This window comes from Rhodoligotrophos sp. CJ14 (assembly GCF_038811545.1).
Classification (GTDB): Bacteria; Pseudomonadota; Alphaproteobacteria; order Rhizobiales; family Im1; genus Rhodoligotrophos; species Rhodoligotrophos ferricapiens.
The window spans coordinates 1,345,940-1,364,234 of the sequence record NZ_CP133319.1 but is presented as its reverse complement, the minus strand read 5'-3'; the positions used below and the strand labels follow the sequence as shown (position 1 = coordinate 1,364,234).

At 62.1% G+C, this 18,295-nt stretch carries 17 protein-coding genes and 1 tRNA gene; 7 read left to right on the top strand and 11 right to left on the bottom strand.

Annotated features, from left to right (window positions below):
* The first annotated feature begins 230 nt into the window (after nt 1–230).
* The gene (locus tag RCF49_RS06255) at nt 231–1,439 is read left to right on the top strand and encodes an ABC transporter substrate-binding protein (protein ID WP_342643178.1); all 1,209 of its coding nucleotides are present in this window, start codon (nt 231–233) and stop codon (nt 1,437–1,439) included.
* 498 nt (nt 1,440–1,937) lie between these two features.
* On the opposite strand, the gene RCF49_RS06250 is transcribed toward RCF49_RS06255, so the two are convergent.
* Nucleotides 1,938–2,014, bottom strand: a tRNA-Arg gene (locus RCF49_RS06250).
* A 115-nt stretch (nt 2,015–2,129) separates the two neighbouring features.
* Nucleotides 2,130–3,167 (bottom strand): P1 family peptidase, encoded by a 1,038-nt coding sequence (locus tag RCF49_RS06245; protein WP_342643177.1) that lies wholly within the window; start codon nt 3,165–3,167, stop codon nt 2,130–2,132.
* Nucleotides 3,168–3,323: 156 nt separating this feature from the next.
* On the opposite strand from RCF49_RS06245, the gene ggt reads away from it, so the two are divergent.
* The gene (gene ggt / locus RCF49_RS06240) at nt 3,324–5,036 is read left to right on the top strand and encodes a gamma-glutamyltransferase (RefSeq protein ID WP_342643176.1); all 1,713 of its coding nucleotides are present in this window, start codon (nt 3,324–3,326) and stop codon (nt 5,034–5,036) included.
* Nucleotides 5,037–5,054: 18 nt separating this feature from the next.
* Here ggt and RCF49_RS06235 read toward each other — a convergent pair whose 3' ends face one another.
* Nucleotides 5,055–6,551, bottom strand: a complete 1,497-nt coding sequence (locus RCF49_RS06235; protein ID WP_342643175.1) for a sensor histidine kinase — start codon at nt 6,549–6,551, stop codon at nt 5,055–5,057.
* 394 nt (nt 6,552–6,945) lie between these two features.
* On the opposite strand from RCF49_RS06235, the gene rpmH reads away from it, so the two are divergent.
* From rpmH to yihA, 4 genes are all read left to right on the top strand, one after another.
* Entirely contained in the window at nt 6,946–7,080 is a 135-nt protein-coding gene (gene rpmH / locus RCF49_RS06230) for a 50S ribosomal protein L34 (RefSeq protein ID WP_342643174.1), read from the top strand.
* Nucleotides 7,081–7,207: 127 nt separating this feature from the next.
* Nucleotides 7,208–7,642, top strand: a complete 435-nt coding sequence (rnpA, locus tag RCF49_RS06225) for a ribonuclease P protein component (protein ID WP_342643173.1) — start codon at nt 7,208–7,210, stop codon at nt 7,640–7,642.
* A gap of 21 nt (nt 7,643–7,663) precedes the next feature.
* Complete coding sequence (gene yidC, locus RCF49_RS06220; RefSeq protein ID WP_342643172.1) at nt 7,664–9,505, top strand: membrane protein insertase YidC; 1,842 nt, start codon at nt 7,664–7,666, stop codon at nt 9,503–9,505.
* A 41-nt stretch (nt 9,506–9,546) separates the two neighbouring features.
* Nucleotides 9,547–10,215 carry a ribosome biogenesis GTP-binding protein YihA/YsxC gene (gene yihA / locus RCF49_RS06215; protein ID WP_342643171.1) on the top strand — a complete coding sequence of 223 codons (669 nt, stop codon included), beginning with the start codon at nt 9,547–9,549 and terminating at the stop codon, nt 10,213–10,215.
* Nucleotides 10,216–10,238: 23 nt separating this feature from the next.
* On the opposite strand, the gene RCF49_RS06210 is transcribed toward yihA, so the two are convergent.
* The 5 genes from RCF49_RS06210 to RCF49_RS06190 form a co-directional block, all read right to left on the bottom strand.
* On the bottom strand, nt 10,239–10,877 hold the full coding sequence (locus RCF49_RS06210; protein ID WP_342643170.1) for a MarC family protein: 639 nt from the start codon (nt 10,875–10,877) through the stop codon (nt 10,239–10,241).
* 22 nt (nt 10,878–10,899) lie between these two features.
* On the bottom strand, nt 10,900–11,589 hold the full coding sequence (locus tag RCF49_RS06205) for an HAD family acid phosphatase (RefSeq protein ID WP_342643169.1): 690 nt from the start codon (nt 11,587–11,589) through the stop codon (nt 10,900–10,902).
* 48 nt (nt 11,590–11,637) lie between these two features.
* Nucleotides 11,638–13,278, bottom strand: a complete 1,641-nt coding sequence (locus tag RCF49_RS06200; RefSeq protein WP_342643168.1) for an acyl-CoA synthetase — start codon at nt 13,276–13,278, stop codon at nt 11,638–11,640.
* A 27-nt stretch (nt 13,279–13,305) separates the two neighbouring features.
* Entirely contained in the window at nt 13,306–14,052 is a 747-nt protein-coding gene (locus RCF49_RS06195) for an SDR family oxidoreductase (protein WP_342643167.1), read from the bottom strand.
* A 575-nt stretch (nt 14,053–14,627) separates the two neighbouring features.
* Nucleotides 14,628–15,248, bottom strand: coding sequence for a cold-shock protein (locus tag RCF49_RS06190; protein WP_342643166.1), 621 nt, complete (start codon nt 15,246–15,248; stop codon nt 14,628–14,630).
* 226 nt (nt 15,249–15,474) lie between these two features.
* Here RCF49_RS06190 and RCF49_RS06185 point away from each other — a divergent pair, with 226 nt between their 5' ends.
* The gene (locus RCF49_RS06185) at nt 15,475–16,242 is read left to right on the top strand and encodes an ROK family protein (protein ID WP_342643165.1); all 768 of its coding nucleotides are present in this window, start codon (nt 15,475–15,477) and stop codon (nt 16,240–16,242) included.
* On the opposite strand, the gene RCF49_RS06180 is transcribed toward RCF49_RS06185, so the two are convergent.
* Genes RCF49_RS06180 through RCF49_RS06170 form a run of 3 tightly spaced genes read right to left on the bottom strand, consistent with a single transcriptional unit; the run spans nt 16,243 to nt 18,277 of the window.
* Nucleotides 16,243–16,749: a gluconokinase gene (locus RCF49_RS06180; RefSeq protein WP_342643164.1), complete on the bottom strand. Its 507-nt coding sequence runs from the start codon at nt 16,747–16,749 to the stop codon at nt 16,243–16,245. It abuts the gene before it with no gap.
* The gene (pgl, locus tag RCF49_RS06175; protein ID WP_342643163.1) at nt 16,746–17,474 is read right to left on the bottom strand and encodes a 6-phosphogluconolactonase; all 729 of its coding nucleotides are present in this window, start codon (nt 17,472–17,474) and stop codon (nt 16,746–16,748) included. The genes RCF49_RS06180 and pgl overlap by 4 nt, the downstream gene beginning before the upstream one ends.
* Nucleotides 17,471–18,277, bottom strand: a complete 807-nt coding sequence (locus tag RCF49_RS06170; RefSeq protein ID WP_342644132.1) for an HAD family hydrolase — start codon at nt 18,275–18,277, stop codon at nt 17,471–17,473. The genes pgl and RCF49_RS06170 overlap by 4 nt, the downstream gene beginning before the upstream one ends.
* Nucleotides 18,278–18,295 lie beyond the last annotated feature (18 nt).

The following is an 18,295-nucleotide window of genomic DNA, read 5'->3' as shown; positions in this document are numbered from 1 at the left end:
TAAATCTGCATTTATTTGGGGATTTCTTTCGCGATAATCGCAATAAATTCGCTTGTAACTCGGGAATTATTTAGAAATTAAATTTTTTTATAACTGAAATAATAGCAGCATATAATAAACTATTTTGGTTTGCTGCCTTGGTATTTTTGATTATCCAACAATGCTATTCGCAATAAGGGCGATGGGCCAAGCGGTATGGGAGGTTTGGCCGGTCGTGGAGGAATTACGCCATGAAGCGCAACGTTATGAAAGTTCTGGTGAGCCTGGCCGCGTTGACAATGTCGTCCTTGGCGCAGGCGCAGGAGGGGCCTGTCCGTCTTGGTGTCCTCTCTGAAATGAGCAGCATCCTGGCGGCCCAGCAGGGGCCGGGTGATGTCGTGGCCGTGAAGATGGCGGTCGAGGATTTCGGTGGCAAGGTCCTGGGACGGACTATCGAGGTCCTGTCAGCGGACCCGATGAGCAAGCCCGATCTCGGATCGCAGATCGCCCGTAAATGGTATGATGACGACAATGTCCAGGTGATCATCGGCGGTGCCACCTCCGCCGTGGCGCTGGCAGTCCAGGAAGTTTCACGGGCCAAGGGGCGCGTCCAGCTCAACACCAATGTCGGCACCACGGAGCTCACCGGCAAAAGCTGTTCGCCCACCAGCGCGCAATGGGTTTTCGATACCTACGCGCTGGCCAAGGTAGCGACAGCCGAGGCTCAGAAGGACGGCAAGAAGTCCTGGTATTTCATTGCCCCCGACTATGCCTTCGGCCACTCGATGGTCAAGGAAGCCACGCGCTTCATCGAAAAGAGCGACGGCAAGGTCGCCGGTGTATCGTTCTATCCCTCGGGCTCGCCGGATTTCTCCTCCTATCTGCTGACGGCGCAAGGATCGCAGGCCGATATCCTTGGCATGGCGAATTCCGGCGCGGATCTCGTGAACACGGTCAAGCAGGCCTATGAGTTCGGCAATGTCGCGTCCAATCAGAAGCTGGTCGCGCTCATGGCGTTCCTGACCAATATCAAGGAAGCCGGGCTGGAAAGCACGCAGGGCCTCACCTTCGCAGAGGCCTTTTATTGGGACCAGAACGAGAAGACCCGCGAGTTCTCCAAGCGTTTCGCCGAGCGGCATAATGGAACGCCGCCAACCAGCATGCAGGCAGGCGCCTATAGTGCCGCGCTGCATTATCTTCGCGCGGTCGAAGCCGCAGGCACGCTCGATGCGGCGAAGGTGATGGAGAAGATGCGCGAGCTGCCGGTCAACGACTTCATGACCGAGAATGCCAAGTTGCGGGAGGACGGCTCCTTGCTGCGCGATATGTATGTGTTGCAGGCCAAGGATCCGGCCAAAGTCAAAGGCGAATGGGATCTGCTCGAGGTGGTCGGGAAAGTTCCCGGCGCCGAGGCTTTCCGTCCGCTCTCTGAAAGCGAGTGCCCGTACATCAAGAAATAAGGTTAGATGGCCTCACGTTCGGCAATGTGCATTGAGGCCGTCGATTATCGACGGCCTCGCTTTTTGGGCCCCCGGATGCTCTGGAGGGCGCTTGATCTGGGCCCGGTGGTGGAAATCATTCGCCAGTCCCTCCGCCTTTTTCTGCTGGGCTTTCTTATCGAGACGGCGTTCAGCCTGTCTGAGCCTCATAGCCCTCGTCTATGATCCTACGCCTGGCTTAGGCACAGAGGGTTACGCAAAAGGTTTGCCACGTATCTGACCAGGAGCGATGAAGGGGCCTTGCTCAGGCCCTTTCTTCACCCGGTTCCACTGCTTCTCCCAGTCCGTCAGCCTTTCGGCCCAGGACGATCGCTCGAGACAGTGGCGATGATTCTCGACGAATACTGTGCCCGCACTCGGGTGCTCGCGGCGGAGGTGGTGATGTTGCCTGAGAGCGCCACGAGCACAAGGTTTCCAAACCGTCTGCAAACCAGGGAGGGCTCAAGTGATTGGGTCTGTTGGCGCGCCGGGGAAGATTCGAACTCCCGACCCCCAGATTCGTAGTCTGGTGCTCTATCCAGCTGAGCTACCGGCGCCAACGCGAAACGCGTTCCCGTGAGGTGGCGTTCTCCTAATACGACAAACCGATAAAGGCAAGCTTCCGATCGCAAATTCCAGCATATTTGCCTGGAGACCCATAGATTTCCGCCATCAGCTGCCCGGGTGGATCGAGCGGTAGGACCGCCAGGGGCCAAGGTCCTCTGCCGCGTAGACGCCGCGGGCAATGGCACGGGCAAGGCAATCCGCGGCAAGGCTGCCGAGCATTGCCAGGACGAATGGCCGCGGCTCCCTTATCTCGCGCCGGCCGGTGGCCAGGGCGAAGACGATATCTCCATCGAAGGGCGTGTGAATGGGGCGCAGAGCGCGCGCCATGCCATCGGAGGCCATAATGGCGAGGCGCTTCGCCTCGGCTGGGGTCAGGCGCGCATCGGTCGCCACTACGGCCAGGGTGGTGTTGGCGCCCGCTGCCGCGCTTTCTGTTATCAAATCGGCCTTGGTCTCGGCGGTGAGGGAGCGTGCCTGCGCGGGTAAGGTCCCGATGGGCCCGCCGCGGCCCCCAAATTCGCCATCGATTTCGTAGGCATGCGCCCAGAATCTGTCGGTGCCAGGTATCACCGGTGAGCCGAAAGGGTTGACCGCGGTGAGCGCGCCGACGGTCAGCCCTTCGTAAATGGCCGAGGTGCTGCCAAGGCCGCCCTTATAGCGGCCGGCCAAAGCGCCGTAACCTGCGCCCGCATTGCCAAGCGAGAAGGTGCTCGCGGCCGTCTCGCATGCGGCAAGCGCGAGAGCACGGTAGGGTGATTCGCCCTTCCAGCTCTTATCCCCGCCATTGAGCACATCGAAAAGGCTCGCCTGGGGCACAACCGGGCAAGCGCGCGGCTGCTCGCGAAAGATGAAACCACGGCCCCGCTCGGACAGCCATTGTGTGACGCCGCTCGACGCATCCAGCCCAAAGACGGAGCCGCCCGCGAGCACGAGGCCATGGATTGCATCAACGATGCAGCTCGGGTCGAGCGCGTCGGTCTCGCGGGTTGCGGGGCCGCCGCCGCGCACGTCCACAGCCGCGACCGCCGGCTCGGTCGGCAGGATGACCGTCACGCCCGAGCGAACGCCCTGGTCATGCGCATTGCCCACCATCAGGCCTTCGACATCGGTGATCAGGTTCGTGGGGCCTTGGCTATAGGACATTGGCGATCTGCCTCTCTTTTCGCGATCATGGGCGAGGAGCATAGGTGTTCGGGGCAGGTGATTGTGCCTGCTCTCCTGCACCTATCATAGAGGGCTCGGTAGGCACAGCACGGTTAGGATGATAGCGTCCCGCCACGAATTTCGAACGGGGGCAGCATGCATCGAATCCTCCAAAGCCTCAGCGCGCTTCTCATCCTTCTTGTCGTGGCAAGCTGCGAAAGGCTGCCGCAGCAGGCGATCGTCGCAACAGCGGACAAGCGTGCCTCGGAGGCTGCGCTGGCGGTGCTCGCGGAGGGAGGCTCGGCGGTTGACGCGGTAATTGCGGCGCAGCTGGTGCTGGGGCTGGTCGAGCCGCAATCCTCAGGCATCGGCGGCGGGGCGTTCCTTTTGCACTGGCAGGCGGCATCTGGCCGGCTCGATGCCTATGACGGGCGCGAGACCGCACCAGCTTCGGCGAGACCCGATCTCTTCCTGTTGCCCGATGGCCAGCCGATGGACTTCATGGATGCGGTGGTGGGCGGCCGCTCGGTCGGCGTGCCGGGCGTCGTTGCGATGATGTGGATGGCGCATCAGGCGCATGGAAAGCTGCCCTGGAGCCGCCTGTTTGCGCCGGCCATCAAGCTCGCGCGCGAGGGATTCGAGGTAAGCCCCAGGCTTGCCGAAGAGATCGCGGAGGCGCGTCCGTTGCTGCGGGACCCCGCCGCACGCGCCTATCTCGCAAGGCCTGACCTGAGCGTGCCGGACGGGGTCTTGCCGGTTGGGGCGGGGACTGTGCTGACCAATGAGGCCTATGCGCAGACGCTCGAGCGTGTCGCCGAGCGGGGCCCGGATGGCTTTTATCAGGGGCCGGTTGCCGAGGCCATGGTCGCCGCCGTCCAGTCCCATCCGAATGCCGGCGGCATGACGCTGGCGGATCTTGCCGGGTACAAGGCGATCCGCCGGGATGCCCTGTGCAGCCCCTATCGCAGCTTCGAGGTGTGCGGCATGCCGCCGCCGACCTCGGGCGGGCTCACCACGTTGATGATCCTCGGCATGCTCGAACATTTCCGCATGGGAGAGTTGCAGCCGATGGGCGTGACCGCGCTCCATCTGCTCAGTGAGGCCAGCGCGCTCGCCTTTGCAGACCGCGATCGCTACATGGGGGATGCGGATTTCGTGCGGGTGCCCGTCGATGGCCTGCTCGAGCGCCGGTATCTCGCGCGCAGGGCTGCCTTGATCAATCCAGAGCGCGCCTTTGGCAAGGCGGAGCCGGGGGTGCCGGAAGGGGCCGAGCAGCGTGCGCCCGGGCTTGATCGCGCCCGCGCCGGAACCAGTCATTTGTCAATCGTGGACGGCGAGGGCAATGCAGTCTCGATGACGAGCTCGATCGAGGGGCCGTTCGGCGCGCATATCATGGCGGCCGGCTTTTTCCTCAACAACGAGCTCACGGACTTCTCGTTCGTGCCCAATGACGATGAAGGGGTGCCGGCGGCCAATGCCGTCGCGCCCGGCAAGCGGCCACGCTCGTCGATGTCGCCCACTATCGTGCTCGACGATGATGGCCGCTTGTTCGCCGCGATCGGATCGCCCGGGGGGAGCCGAATCATCGGCTATGTCGTCCAGAGCCTGATTGCGCTCATGGATTGGCACATGCCGATCCAGGAGGCGATCAATCTGCCGAGGGTGCTCGATCGCAACGGGCCGGTGGAGCTCGAGAAGGACACCCCGATCGTTGATCTCGCACCAGCGCTCGAGGCCATGGGGCATCAAGTGATGACACGGCGCTCCATCAGCGGGTTGCAGGGCATCGCGCGACAAGATGGCCGGCTGGTGGGCGGGGCTGATCCGCGCCGGGAGGGCGTGGTGCTGGAGCTCGAACAGGCGAATTGATCGCGAACCCCCACGGGTTCAGTGCGGCAATCGGGTGATGTTGGAGGTGCTCTTGTGGCGCTCGCCACGTCTGCCGGGGCGCAGGCTCATCACCCGATCGGGAATGATCACGCGGAAGTCTGCACCGATCTCGCTGTCGACCAGCCGCAGCTCACCGCCATGGGCGCGCACCAGCTCAGCGCTGATGGCAAGGCCAAGCCCCGTGCCACCGCTGCGGCCAGCGCCGCGGAAGGCCTCAAAGAGATGCTCGCGCGCCTTGTCGGGGATGCCGGGGCCGTTATCGACCACCTGGATGGTCACCACCGCGCCCTCGCGCCAGGCCCTGATGCGCACGAAGCCATCCTCAATGGCCGGGAGCTTGGCAGCGCCTGCTTCATCCAGTGCTTGAACGGCGTTGCGCAACATATTCATAAAGACCCGGAAAAGGTGCTCGCGATCGGCATCAACGTTCAGCTCCGGCGGCACGTCATTGTAGAGAACGACGCGGCTCGATGCCTCCGGCAACACCGTGTCGATCACCTCCTCCAGGAGATCGCGCAACTGGAACAGTTCACGGGCGGGGGGCGCCTCCTGGGCCTTGCCATATTTGAGGGTCTGCATGCATAGGCTGATCGCGCGATCGAGAGAGGCGATGAGCTTCGGGGCGAAGCGCTGCACGGTCGGATCATTGATCTGGCTCAGCCGGTCCGAAATGAGCTGAGCGCTCGAGAGCATGTTGCGCAAATCGTGGCTCACCTTGCTCACGGCAAGGCCAAGGCCGGCGAGGCGTGTCTTCTGGTGCAGGGTGGAGGAGAGTTCGGTCTGCATGTGATTGAGCTCGCGCTCAGCCACGCCGATCTCGTCATTGCGGTCGGAGGGCGCGATGATCCGGCTCTTATCTTCGGGATCCTCACTGAAATAGAGCATGTTGCGGATCAGCCGCCGCATGGGCCGCACGAAAATCACGTGCAGCGTGTAGTAGATCAATGCCGCAACGATCAGCGATAGCAGGATCGACAGCTTGGCGATGTTCAGGGAGAAATCCAGCATCGCCCTGCGCAGGGGAGCCTCGTCGAGCACGATCTCGGTGAATTGCCCACGCGGGGAGGCGGCGTGACCCAGCACACGGATCGTGCGACCATCGCCGGCAAGAATGGTTTCGAGCGCATCGACCATCGCCTCCGTCCAGGTGAAGTTTCGGAGGTCGTAGTGTCTGTCGATCGTCGGAAACTCGTTGCCTGCGAGCACGAGATGACGTGATTCTCCGCTCTTGAAGGCGATCGCGTCGACGCCGACCCGGTCCAGCAATGCACGGCGCAGTTGCTCGCTCAGGGGCTGGCCGGCGGCGGCCTTTACCACGAGGGCTGCGATCTGCGCCGCCTTGATGCGATCCTCAAGCCAGGTCACGCGGAAATTCGCAATAGAGGGCAGGAAGATCAGAACCTCGCCCACCATGACGAAGAGAACCGTGAGCACCAGGAGTTTGGCGGAAAGACCTTGCATGAGCCGAGGGCTCGGCACCTCGCGCTGGCCCATGCCGCCGGGCTTCCCCCTCGCTCTCGTCGACGAGGCGGGTGCGCTCTCCGGGACCTTGGGGTCCACACGTGCTCCGCTACTGCTCACCGGCAACCCATCTTCCGCCATAAGAGCCAGCTCAAGCTGGCCATGAGATCTCTACATTTAATCCTTGAGGGACAGGCTTTATATATTCGCCTATCCGGCAAGATTGGGACAAAGCGACCATAGGGCGCGGGCCAGACCGCCCTCGGTCGCACGGGGCTTTGTTGACTTACCGACCGGCGTTCCTTATAAGCCCGCACGATCCATTTGCTTGCCATTTTGGCAGCTGTCACAGGTTACATCGCTATCCCGGCATGGCGTTGATCGACGCCATTCCAGGATAGCATTATTTGATTTTGCGGAGACGATCGTGAAAAGGACCTATCAGCCAAGCCGCCTCATCAGGAAGCGCCGGCACGGGTTCCGTGCCCGCATGGCGACGCCGGGTGGTCGTAAGGTGTTGGCACGGCGCAGGGCGCGCGGGCGGAAGCGTCTGTCGGCCTGAGACGGCCCGGAGCCGAGGATTGGCGCCTCGCAACCCAGCATCGTGCCAGGAGGAGCCGAGGCTGGATGTTGCTTGAGGAACCATGATGCGGGCCGAACGCTTCGCAAGTGTCTCCAGGGCTTGTCCCATGGCCATGGAACGCATCAAGCGGCGCCGCGACTTTGTTGCTGCTGCGCGGGCGCTCTCATCGGTCATGCCGGGGCTGGTGCTGCAGGCACGGGATCGCGGCGATGATGCCGCAGCACGGGTTGGGTTCACGGCCACGCGCAAGCTCGGCAAAGCCGTCCTCCGCAACAGGATCAAACGGCGCCTGCGGGCGGCGGCGGAGGCAGCGCTTCGAGATAGCGCGCTTGCCGGGTATGATTATGTGATCATCGGTCGGAGTGCTACAGCTCAGCGCGCCTTCCAAGATTTGCAGGCCGATCTAAAACGGGCCGCAGCACAGGTTCATGCCGCGTCGAAAGCTCGCAAACCGGGCATTCCGCGGCTGGAGCCGAGCGAAGCGGCCAAGCCCAAGCCAGGCAAGCAGCGCCGCCCGGCTGGCGACGTCGAAAGATCATGAGCTGTCGAGAAACGCGTAATTATGGCCGATAACAAGCAATTCCTCCTGGCGATCGTGCTCTCCGCGCTGGTTATACTGGGGTGGCAGTACTTCATCGGCGTGCCGCACATGGAGCAGCAGCGGGTCGATGCACCCCAGGAGCAGCAGGCCGACCGTCAAAGCGGCGCTCCGTCTAGCTCGCCGAGCGTGACCACGCCCGGTGCCCCAGGGACCGGCGTTGGCGCAGCAGCCGGATCGGCGCCGGGCACGCTCACCCGCGACCAGGCCCTTGCTGCCAGCCCGCGGGTCCAGATCGACACGCCGAGCCTCACCGGCTCGATCAATCTCAAGGGCGGGCGTCTCGACGATCTCAGGCTCAAGCGCTATCACGAGACGGTCGAGCCCACGAGCCCGATCATTACCCTGCTTTCGCCGGAAGGCTCCTCCGATGCCTATTGGACCGACCAAGGATGGGCAGTGACCCCGGGCAGCGGCATCACCGTTCCCACGTCAGATACGGTCTGGACCGCCGAGGGCAATGGGACGCTCGCACCGAATGCGCCCGTCACGCTCGTCTATGACAACGGCCAAGGCCTTATTTTCCGGCGGATCATCTCTGTCGACGATGACTACATGTTCACCGTCCGTCAGGAGGTGGTGAACAATGGATCGCAGACCGTTCAGCTTTACCCTTATGCGCTCGTCTCCAGGATCGGCACGCCGCACACGGCGGGCTTCTATATTCTGCATGAGGGGCCGCTCGGCGTGCTCGGCGAGGACGGGCTGATCGAGCTGCATTACAAAGACCTCCTCGAGGCCGAGAAGCCGATTTCGCATCAGGCAACCGGCGGCTGGCTGGGGATCACTGACAAATACTGGGCCGTGACGGTCATTCCCGACCAGCAATCGCAGATCGAGGGGCGCTTCTTCAGCCATAAGGTCGGCGGTCGTGAGGCATATCAGAGCGATTTTCTCGGCAAGACGCCGGTTTCGCTCGCGCCGGGGGCGACCGGCACTTATCAAAGCCGCGTGTTCGCCGGCGCCAAAGTGGTGAATATCGTTGATCGCTACGGCCATGAGTACGGCATCGACCGCTTCGATCTCCTGATCGACTGGGGATGGTTCTATTTCATCACCAAGCCGCTGTTCTCACTGCTCGAATTCTTCCACCGAATCTTCGGCAATTTCGGCGTCGCCATTCTCATCACCACCGTCCTGGTGAAGCTGGTCTTCTTCCCGCTCGCCAACAAGTCGTACAAATCGATGAGCGTGATGAAGAAGCTGCAGCCGGAGCTTCTCAAGATCCGCGAGCGCTATGCGGATGACCGGATGAAGCAGCAGGAGGCCATGATGGCCCTCTATAAGAAGGAGAAGGTCTCACCCGTCTCCGGCTGCTTGCCCATCGTGGTGCAGATCCCAGTATTCTTCGCGCTCTATAAGGTCTTGTTCGTCACGATCGAAATGCGGCATGCGCCGTTCTTCGGCTGGATCAAGGACCTGTCCGCGCCCGACCCCACCACGATCTTCAACCTGTTCGGCCTCATTCCGTGGACACCGCCGCATATGCTCATGGTCGGCGCCTGGCCGATCATCATGGGGATCACCCAGTGGGTCCAGATGCGGCTCAATCCGGCCCCACCGGATCCGGTGCAGGCGAAGATCTTCAACTGGATGCCGGTGTTCTTCACCTTCCTGCTCGCCTCGTTCCCAGCCGGGCTGGTGATCTACTGGTCCTGGAACAACCTGCTTTCGGTGCTGCAGCAATATGTGATCATGCGGCGCCAGGGTGTAGACGTGGATCTGCTCGGCAACATGCGGGACGCGCTGACCTTCGGGAAGAAGGACGGCTCGAAACCCGAGGCGGAAAGCGAGCCGAAATCCTAAGCCCGGTCTGGTCACTTGCTGAGGAAGGCTGGGTTCACGAAATGTCGGCACCGGACTTTCGGGAAAAGCCTGAAGATCTCTTCACCGAGGAGGCGATCGAGGCCGGGCGCAAACTGTTCGCGGGCGAGATCACGTTCCTGCGCGGCGTCAGGAGCCTTGATGCCTTACCCGATCCGATGGCCTGCGAGATCGCATTTGCCGGACGCTCCAATGTGGGGAAGTCCAGCCTGCTGAACGGGCTCGCCGGGCGCAAGGCATTGGCGCGCACCTCTGGCACGCCGGGGCGCACGCGGGAGCTCAATTTCTATGCGGTCGGCTCCCAGCTGTGCCTGGTCGATATGCCGGGTTACGGCTATGCGCAGGCGGAGAAGTCCCTGGTGGCGCAATGGCAGTCACTGCTGCGGGACTATCTGCGGGGGCGGCGCGAGCTTAAGCGCGTCTTCGTGCTCGTCGACAGCCGGCATGGTCTCAAATCGGCGGATATGGAGATGCTCGAGCTGCTCGATACGGCGGCTGTGGTCTATCAGCTGGTGCTCACGAAATCCGACAAGATGAAACCTGGCGCGCTGCAGCGGGTGGCCGATGATGTCCAACGCGGGCTTGCCCGCCGTCCGGCGGCACATCCGCGCTTGCACATCACCTCGGCCGAGAAGGGTGCCGGATTAGCGGAATTGCGCGCCGAACTTGCAATGCTCGCCGCGCAAGGGTGATCTGGACGTCTCGCCTGTGCCCCTCAGATCGGTGGCAGTGACAGCCATTTCGCGAAGGCTGTGACAATCAGGTTGACGGCCACAGCGGCGAGAACCATGCCCATGATGCGTCTCGCGACATTGATGCCTGGCTGGCCAATCAGGCGAATGATGTAGTCGCCCAGAAGGAAGACCGAGGTCAAGCAGACCAGCACCAGGGCGAGGGCCGCCACCGTCTCCAATTGCTCGACAAAGGACAGGCGGTTGTTGTCCATCAGCAGCACGATGGTGAGAATGGCGCCGGGGCCTGCCATGATCGGGGTGGCCAAGGGAAACACGGCCAGGTTGATGGGGCGCCCCTCGGCCGCGGAATCTGGAAGCTGGGTTGATGGCTTGCTCTCGCCCAGCACCATATTGATCGAGAAGAGAAGCAGGATCAGCCCGCCGGCAATCTGAAAGGCCAGCAGCGACACGCCCATGGCATGCAGCAGCGCCTGGCCGGCGAAGCCGAAGAAGACCAGGATGAGAAAGGCGAAGATGGCGGCATAGAGCGCTGTCAGGCGGCGGTCCTTGGTGCTCAGGGTGCCGGTTGCGCCGAGAAACAGCGGTAAATGGCCCACCGGATCGAGCATGATCCAGAGGGTGGCAAATTGGGTCGTGAACAGAGTCAAATCCGGAATCATTGGGAACGCCGCCAGGGGAAACTTAGGGGATGTAGTAGAAGGGATTGGGCAGAAGGAATGTTCTTTCCGAGGCACCACCGGCGAGATCGGAATGCTGATCACCCATATTGGCGATGATCGTATAGCCCTCAGCCTCGATCGCGCGTCGGCGCGGCGCTTTGAAATCCGCGGCCGAGGCAAAACGGGCATTTTCCGGCACCATGTCCAGACGAGCGAAGGTGGAATAGCCGGCGCGACGCAGGTTGCGCAGAGTGGCTTGACGCTGGGACTCGGGCCGGCCGGTGATGAAGAAAACAGTGACGCCGACGGCGCGTGCTGCCTGGTACACGCGCAAGGTGGTGGGAAGGACGGGATCTGCGCCCTTCAGATCCCAATCACGCCAGCCGCAGGGCTGATGGGGACCGGCGAGACAGGGACCATCAACGAAGCGGCCGAAGTCATTGGCAAGGATCTCCGGCCAGTTCGACAGGGAGGTATCATCAATGTCAAGCACCAGGGCAGGCTTGTTCACTCGCGGGGCACGGCGCAGGATCCAGGCTTCTGCGAGCCGGGCAACCTTCTCCAGATCACGGGCATAGGCGCCGCTGTCGTGGTAGCGGGTGGCGGCGATCTTGGCGATGCCGACATTGGCGGGCTCGGCGAGCCCACCGGCTGAAGCTGCGGCACAGGCGCTGAGCATCAGCGCCAGACCTGCGATAAACGCGCCCCTCATACCCATACTCCCTCACATTCCCGCACCTGTATGGGCGCCGGACCCCGTCTATGCGCTTGCCGCCTGCTGCTCCTGCTTGCGGAGAATGAAGCGTTGAATCTTGCCGCTCGGCGTCTTGGGCAGGCCTTCCACGAAGGCAATCTCGCGAGGGTAAGCGTGAGCCGAGAGGCGGCTGCGGACATGCTTCTGGAGCGCCTCGATCAGCTCCGGCGTCGGTTGATGACCGGGCTTCAAGACAACGAAGGCTTTGACGATCTCGGTGCGCTCGGGATCGGGCTTGCCGATCACGGCCGTCTCCATCACCGCGGGATGTTCGATGAGAGCACTTTCAACATCGAATGGCCCGATGCGATAGCCCGAGGAGGTGATGACGTCATCCGACCGGCCGACAAAGCTGATGCTGCCATCCGGGTTCAGCTCCACGGTGTCGCCGCTCAGGTAGTAATCGCCGATAAAGGGCTGGCTGTCGTGGTTCATATAGCCGCCAAACCAGAAGAGCGGCGAGTTCTTGCGGTCCAGTGCCAAGATGCCGGGCGTTCCGGGGGCAAGCTCCTGGCCTTGCTCATCCAGAACCACGACGCGGTGGCCGGGAACGGGATAGCCTGCGGTGCCCGGCTGAACCTGATGGCGAAGGCCATGATGGTTGCAGACCACCATGCCAAGCTCGGTCTGGCCGTAATGGTCATGGATTGTCGTGCGGAGGTGCTCCGAAAACCAGCGGATCACTTCCGGATTGAGCGGCTCGCCGGCGCTGCTGACCACCCGAAGCTTGCCCTTGATCGGGGCGGCAGCATCGGGACCCGCGGCGAGCATCAGGCGAAAGGCGGTCGGTGCGCCGCACAGATTGGTGACCTCATATCTCTGAATGATGCGGTAGGTGCTCTCGACCGAGAAGGGGCCGTCATAGAGCAGGGTCGGATGACCCATGGCGAGCGGGGCGGTGACCGCATAGTAAAGGCCATAGGCCCAGCCGGGATCGGCGATATTCCAGAAGGAATCCTCCGGCCGCAGATCGACCGCGTCGCGGAGATAGCCGATCATGGCAATGATCGCCTTCAATGGCACTGGCACGGGCTTTGCCGCGCCGGTGGTGCCAGAGGTGAACATCATCAGGAAGGGATCATCGCCCGAGCGCATAACGGGGGCGAAGTCAGCCTTCTGACCCTCGACCTCCGCCCAGAAGCTGAAATCGCCACGACGCAGGCCAGTGCCCTTAGGGCCGGTGACGACCATGACAGGCGGGCAACCGGCGACATCGTCGAGCTTGCTGCGATTGGCTGGATCGGTGACCACCAGCTGGGTATCAGCGGTATGGATGCGATGCTCGATCGCCTTGGGGCCGAAGGCTGTGAAGAGAGGCTGGTAAACCGCGCCCAGGCGCCAGGCCGCGAGGATGGTGATGACCAGCTCAGGGACGCGCGGCAGGAGACCCGCCACCCGATCGCCTGGTTTGATCCCCTGCGCCGCGAAGAAATTGGCGAGCTGGGCTGCGCGTTTCTTCAGATCGCGGAAGGTGAAGATCTCGCTGCGACCGTCGCGGCCCTCCCAGAAAAGGGCGATGCGGCCCGGGAGTGCATGGCGATCGCAACATTCGACACAGGCGTTGAGCTCATCGAGGCTGCCCTGAAGCGTCTCGCTTACCTGTTTCGCAAGGTCGAATTCTGCAATTGCCTGCTGGTAGTCCTTCATTTAGGTCTCCTCGGGGTCACACGGGGTTCAGCGACCACCGGCCACATCGACCAGGGTGCCGGTCACATAGGAAGCGGCATCGGACAGGAGCCAGACGATCGCTTCCGCGACCTCATCGGCCGTGCCGGCGCGCTTCATCGGGTTGAGTGGTGCCAGACGCGCGAGCCTGTCCGGCATGCCTGCACGGGCGTGAATTTCAGTCTCGATCAGGCCGGGGCGCACCGCATTGACGCGCACACCGTCTTCGCCCACCTCGCGGGCAAGCCCGAGGGTGAAGCTGTCGATCGCGCCTTTCGATGCGGCATAATGAATGAACTCGTTGGGACTGCCGATTCGCGCGGCAGCGGAGGAGAGATTGACGATTGACCCGCCCTTGCCACCGTGACGCGTCGACATGCGCCGCACTGCCTCGCGCGCGGTGATCATGCTGCCGAACACGTTTACGGCCAGGACCTGCATGAGATCGGCGGCGCGAAGGTCCTCCATCCGCCCCGCCGGTCCGGTAATCCCGGCATTGTTGACCAAGCCGGTCAGAGGACCCAAATCGCGGTCAATCTTGTCAAAGAGGGCAAGGATCTGCTGCTCCTCGGCGACATTGACCTGATAGATCTTGGCCCGGACGCCCTGAGCCTCCGCCTCGCGGGCCACGGCCTCGGCATCCTTCGCGGAGGTCTCGTAGGTGAGGGCAAGATCATAGCCCCGCTTTGCCAAGAGCCTGGCGGTTGCTGCGCCTATGCCGCGGCTTGCTCCAGTAACCAGCGCCGTGTGTGTCACGTAATTCCCCAAATTGCCATGTCGACACCGTCACCTTATCCGTCAACGGCCTGAATGCACAAAACTTAAGCTTACGGCGAGGGAAAAGAACAGCTATCCTGCAGATGTCGTCAATAGTTCGAAAGGAGGTGATCCAGTGTCTCATTGTCAAAATCCGCGAGGGACCGATGATGCGAGCCGGGTCTTTGCCTCTGTCGGGGATGTCGCGCACGCGTTTTGAGGTTTCACCCGGCAGAGCGCCGGGACGCGGATGACAATGGAAGGGCTGCCCTCGGGTGGCCCTTCTTTTTTACCGAGATGAAAGCGCAGGTGCGGGGCATGCCCCCGCGGGCTGGGCTGACGCGCGCATGGCAATCGCACGGCGGTCGCAGATCGCGGGAACGGCAGTCGCGCGAGCGGCAAGGTGGCGCACGGGCGCGAGAGGCGTGTCGAGCCTGGTACAGATATTCTGTGGGAAGGCGTAAGACATCAAAGCGCTTCCGGGGGCGGACTCCCGGAAACGCATTTTTGCACTATTTAGCCGTCGCGCTTAAGACGACAAGCCGAGCCAGTGCTGCGCCGCTGGCTCGCCGTGATCAGTCAGCCGCGCGAATCGTGCGGGCTTCGACGCCCTTCTGGCCCTGCGCGACCTGAACTACAACCCGCTGGCCTTCGGAGACGCGGGTCATTCCAGAGCGCTCGAGAGCCGTGGCGTGCACGAACACGTCCTTGCCTCCCGTATCGAGAGCGATGAAGCCGAAGCCCTTATCGGGATTATACCACTTCACCACGCCCTGCTGCTCCTCGGAGAGCGGTGCGTCATTGAAGGAGTTGCTGGTGCGCGGGGCCCGTGCGGGTCTAGGCGCGGCGGTGGTCAGGTCTACATCCAGCACTTCGGTGACCTGCGGGCCTTTCTGGCCCTGGCCGATCCGAACCGTCAGGCGCGCGCCATCGGGCAAGCTGGTGTGACCAGCGGCTTCCACGGGGCGGATGTGAAGAAAGGCTTCAGAGCCGCCATCGACTTCGACAAATCCGAAGCCCTTGTCGGCATTGAACCATTTCACGGTTGCACCTGTAGGCGCCGCCGTCGAAGCGAAGGAGGGTTGCCCTCCCTGACGAAATGACGGCATGTCGTCCGATCCACGACGGCTTTTCGGACTGAAGTCATCATCGAAGCCGCGCCGGCGCGGCTCTCGATAATCTTTATAGCGGCTCATCGACCTTCCCAGAAGCTAAACACATCTCTATCGTCGCAATTCCGCTTGACCGGTCAAGCGAAACTTCGCGCCCTTTGAGAATTATGCATCATACAGGTGGACGGGGATTTAGCAAAATCCATTCTCGCATCAGTGCAATCGTTTTTTAAACTGAAAACGGGTAAGCTGTGGCGCGGAGAGCGATGTCAGATAGTAAGCAAATGCGGGACAATCAGGGGATCAATTCATGACGACCGTGAGAAAAACGAAGAATAAATCCGCTGATACAAAGGCGGTGCATACATTGGCCCTTGATATTGGCGGGACGGGGCTGAAAGCTTCCGTTCTCGATATTTCCGGAAATATGGTCGCTGACCGGGTAAGAATCCCCACGCCCCATCCATGCCCGCCTGAGACCTTGGTTGCAGCGCTGAAGGAGCTTGTTAAGCCCCTGCCGAGCTATGATCGTATTTCGGTCGGCTTTCCCGGTGTGATCCGGGATGGCACCATAATCACGGCACCAAATCTCGATACCGCGCTCTGGCATGGCTTTCCGCTACAGAATCAAATTGCCAAGGCTCTGGGCAAGCCCACGCGGCTGTTGAATGATGCCGAGGTGCAGGGACTGGGTCTCATCACAGGCCATCAGCTCGAGGTCGTCATCACGCTGGGGACCGGGGTCGGATCGGCGATCTTCGCCAATGGACGGCTGACGCCGCATCTCGAGTTGGCGCATCACCCGATCAAGGGTGACATGACCTATGACGAATATCTCGGCGAGGCCGCAAGAAAGAAGGTCGGCAAAAAGAAGTGGAACAAGCGGGTGCTCAGGATGATCGAGATTCTTTCCGTCCTGACGAATTTCGACACGCTGCATCTCGGTGGCGGGAATGCGGGCCATGTCACGGGGCCGCTGCCGAAGAATGTCCGGATCGAGAGCAATGATGCAGGGATCACCGGTGGGATCCGGCTTTGGGATGATCGGATTTGGGAAACGGTGGGCGGTCTCGCCTGATCAGCCACGTTCGATCGCGTTCAACGCGGCGATAGCATCATCAACGATCTCGGGCACGGACTTATCCACATCAACAATGATCGGGGCTTCATCCGGGCCTGGCTCCTCAAGGGTTGCAAATTGGCTGTCGAGGAGGGTTTCCGGCATGAAATGCCCCTTCCGCTGGTAAAGCCTCGTCGCGATCAAGGCGCGGCTTCCGCGGAGATAAAGAATGCGCACATCAGGATTGCCGCGGGTCAGCCTGTCCCGATAGCTGCGCTTAAGCGCCGAGCAGGCAATCACCCCATCGACACCTTCCGCAAGGCGCGCATCGATCCATGCGGCCACCCGATCGAGCCAGGGTGCCCGATCGATGTCGGTCAAGGGGATGCCCGATGCCATTTTGGCGTGAGCGCTTGCGTCGTGAAAGTCATCCCCATCGGCAAAGGTCCAGCCTAGCCGCTCCGCAAGCGCGCGCGCAATGGTGGTCTTGCCCGCGCCTGACACACCCATGGCGACCAGGATCATGAGGCCGACGCCTGACCAGCGGCCGCCTCATCCAGGAACCAATGCAATTCACCCACGGGCGCTATGCGGCCTGCGGGCAGAGACTTGTCGCCCGAATGAAGGCGCTCGATGATGGGAGCCTTCTCCTCGCCTGTGACGAGAAAGGCCACGGCCGCACTGCTGTCGAGCACAGGATAGGTCATGGTGATACGTTGCGGCGGCGGCTTGGCGCCAATGACGGGCAGAACCCAGCGCTCTTTCTCATCGAGCGCCGAACTGCCGGGGAATAGGGACGCGGTGTGACCATCCGGTCCAAGGCCCAATAGGGTCACATCAAAAAGAGGGCGGCCGGGGTCGAGCTCCTGCGCACCATAATAGGCCTTCAGCGTCGCCTCATAAGCGCTCGCGGCCCCGGCGGGTGAGGGGCCCGACGGCACGGCGTGGACATTCTCGCGGGGTACCGGCACATGGGCGATGAGGGTTTCCTCGGCCATGAGGTAATTGCTTTCGGGGTCGTCATGGGGGACGTAGCGCTCATCCCCGAAAAAGAGATGCAGCCGTGACCAGTCAATGCGGTCCCGATAAGGCGGCTTGGCGAGCAACGCATAAAGCCGTTTCGGCGTCGAGCCGCCGGAGAGATTCAGGGCGAAATTGCCTGATGCGGCTGCAATACGCGCAATGAGCCAGTCCGCGACCTGGACGGCGAGGCCGTCGGCATCCCGTGCCACATAGACATTCGGCATCATGCCGCGCTCCCTCTGCTGCGGGCTAAAATGAAATTCGCCACCGCCTTGGCGAAGCCGTCATTGTCGTTGGTGTCGGTCACATGATCGGCGGCCGCCTTCACCTCGTCGCTGCCATTGCCCATGGCGATGGCGAGGCCTGCCACCCGGAACATCGGCAGATCATTGACCATATCGCCGATGACGACGACTTCGTTGAGCGGAATATTGACGGCCTGGGCGAGGGTGCGCACTGCGTAGCCCTTGTCCGTCGCCGGCGGGGTGATGTCGAGATAGTAGTTCTGCGAGCGGCGGGCGGTGGCTATGCCAAGCAATTCCTTTTCCAACACCAATTCGCATTGGTGCAGACGGTCGAAATCCTTGGAAGAGCCGACGATCTTGCCCGCACTGCCGAGATAGGGGGCGAGATCGGCAACGACGGTCGGCTCGAACTGCACGGTGCGCTTTTCGCGCGGGACATAATCGCCGTCAGGATTGGTGATCAGCCATTTGTCGCCGCTGAACACCCAGATATCGGCGCCATAGTCGCGCATGACCTTGACGGCGTGCTCGGCCGCCTCGCGTGGGACCGAACGCTGCTCGATGATCGCCATATCGGGCATGAAGATGGTGCCGCCGTTGAAGGCACCCAAAGGCAGGCTCAGACCCAGCGGCTCGATCAGCATGGCCATGCCGCGGGGCGGCCGGCTCGACACGGCGGTGAAGGCGATACCGGCAGCTTTCAGATCCCGGGCTGCGGCGATGGCTGCTGGGGTGAGCAGCTTGTCGCGGGTGACGAGCGAGCCATCCACATCGGTCACCAGCATGGAGATCTTGCCGCCGTG

Coding starts and splice junctions, on each gene's coding strand:
- ggt (WP_342643176.1), top strand. CDS start 3,324: ATGCATCGAATCCTCCAAAGCCTCAGCGCGCTTCTCATCCTTCTTGTC.
- RCF49_RS06210 (WP_342643170.1), bottom strand. CDS start 10,877: ATGATTCCGGATTTGACTCTGTTCACGACCCAATTTGCCACCCTCTGG.
- pgl (WP_342643163.1), bottom strand. CDS start 17,474: ATGATGCCGAATGTCTATGTGGCACGGGATGCCGACGGCCTCGCCGTC.
- RCF49_RS06235 (WP_342643175.1), bottom strand. CDS start 6,551: ATGGGCCAGCGCGAGGTGCCGAGCCCTCGGCTCATGCAAGGTCTTTCC.
- RCF49_RS06170 (WP_342644132.1), bottom strand. CDS start 18,277: ATGCTGGTGACCGATGTGGATGGCTCGCTCGTCACCCGCGACAAGCTG.
- RCF49_RS06190 (WP_342643166.1), bottom strand. CDS start 15,248: ATGAGCCGCTATAAAGATTATCGAGAGCCGCGCCGGCGCGGCTTCGAT.
- RCF49_RS06200 (WP_342643168.1), bottom strand. CDS start 13,278: ATGAAGGACTACCAGCAGGCAATTGCAGAATTCGACCTTGCGAAACAG.
- yihA (WP_342643171.1), top strand. CDS start 9,547: ATGTCGGCACCGGACTTTCGGGAAAAGCCTGAAGATCTCTTCACCGAG.
- rnpA (WP_342643173.1), top strand. CDS start 7,208: ATGGCCATGGAACGCATCAAGCGGCGCCGCGACTTTGTTGCTGCTGCG.
- RCF49_RS06255 (WP_342643178.1), top strand. CDS start 231: ATGAAGCGCAACGTTATGAAAGTTCTGGTGAGCCTGGCCGCGTTGACA.
- yidC (WP_342643172.1), top strand. CDS start 7,664: ATGGCCGATAACAAGCAATTCCTCCTGGCGATCGTGCTCTCCGCGCTG.
- RCF49_RS06185 (WP_342643165.1), top strand. CDS start 15,475: ATGACGACCGTGAGAAAAACGAAGAATAAATCCGCTGATACAAAGGCG.
- RCF49_RS06180 (WP_342643164.1), bottom strand. CDS start 16,749: ATGATCCTGGTCGCCATGGGTGTGTCAGGCGCGGGCAAGACCACCATT.
- RCF49_RS06245 (WP_342643177.1), bottom strand. CDS start 3,167: ATGTCCTATAGCCAAGGCCCCACGAACCTGATCACCGATGTCGAAGGC.
- RCF49_RS06205 (WP_342643169.1), bottom strand. CDS start 11,589: ATGAGGGGCGCGTTTATCGCAGGTCTGGCGCTGATGCTCAGCGCCTGT.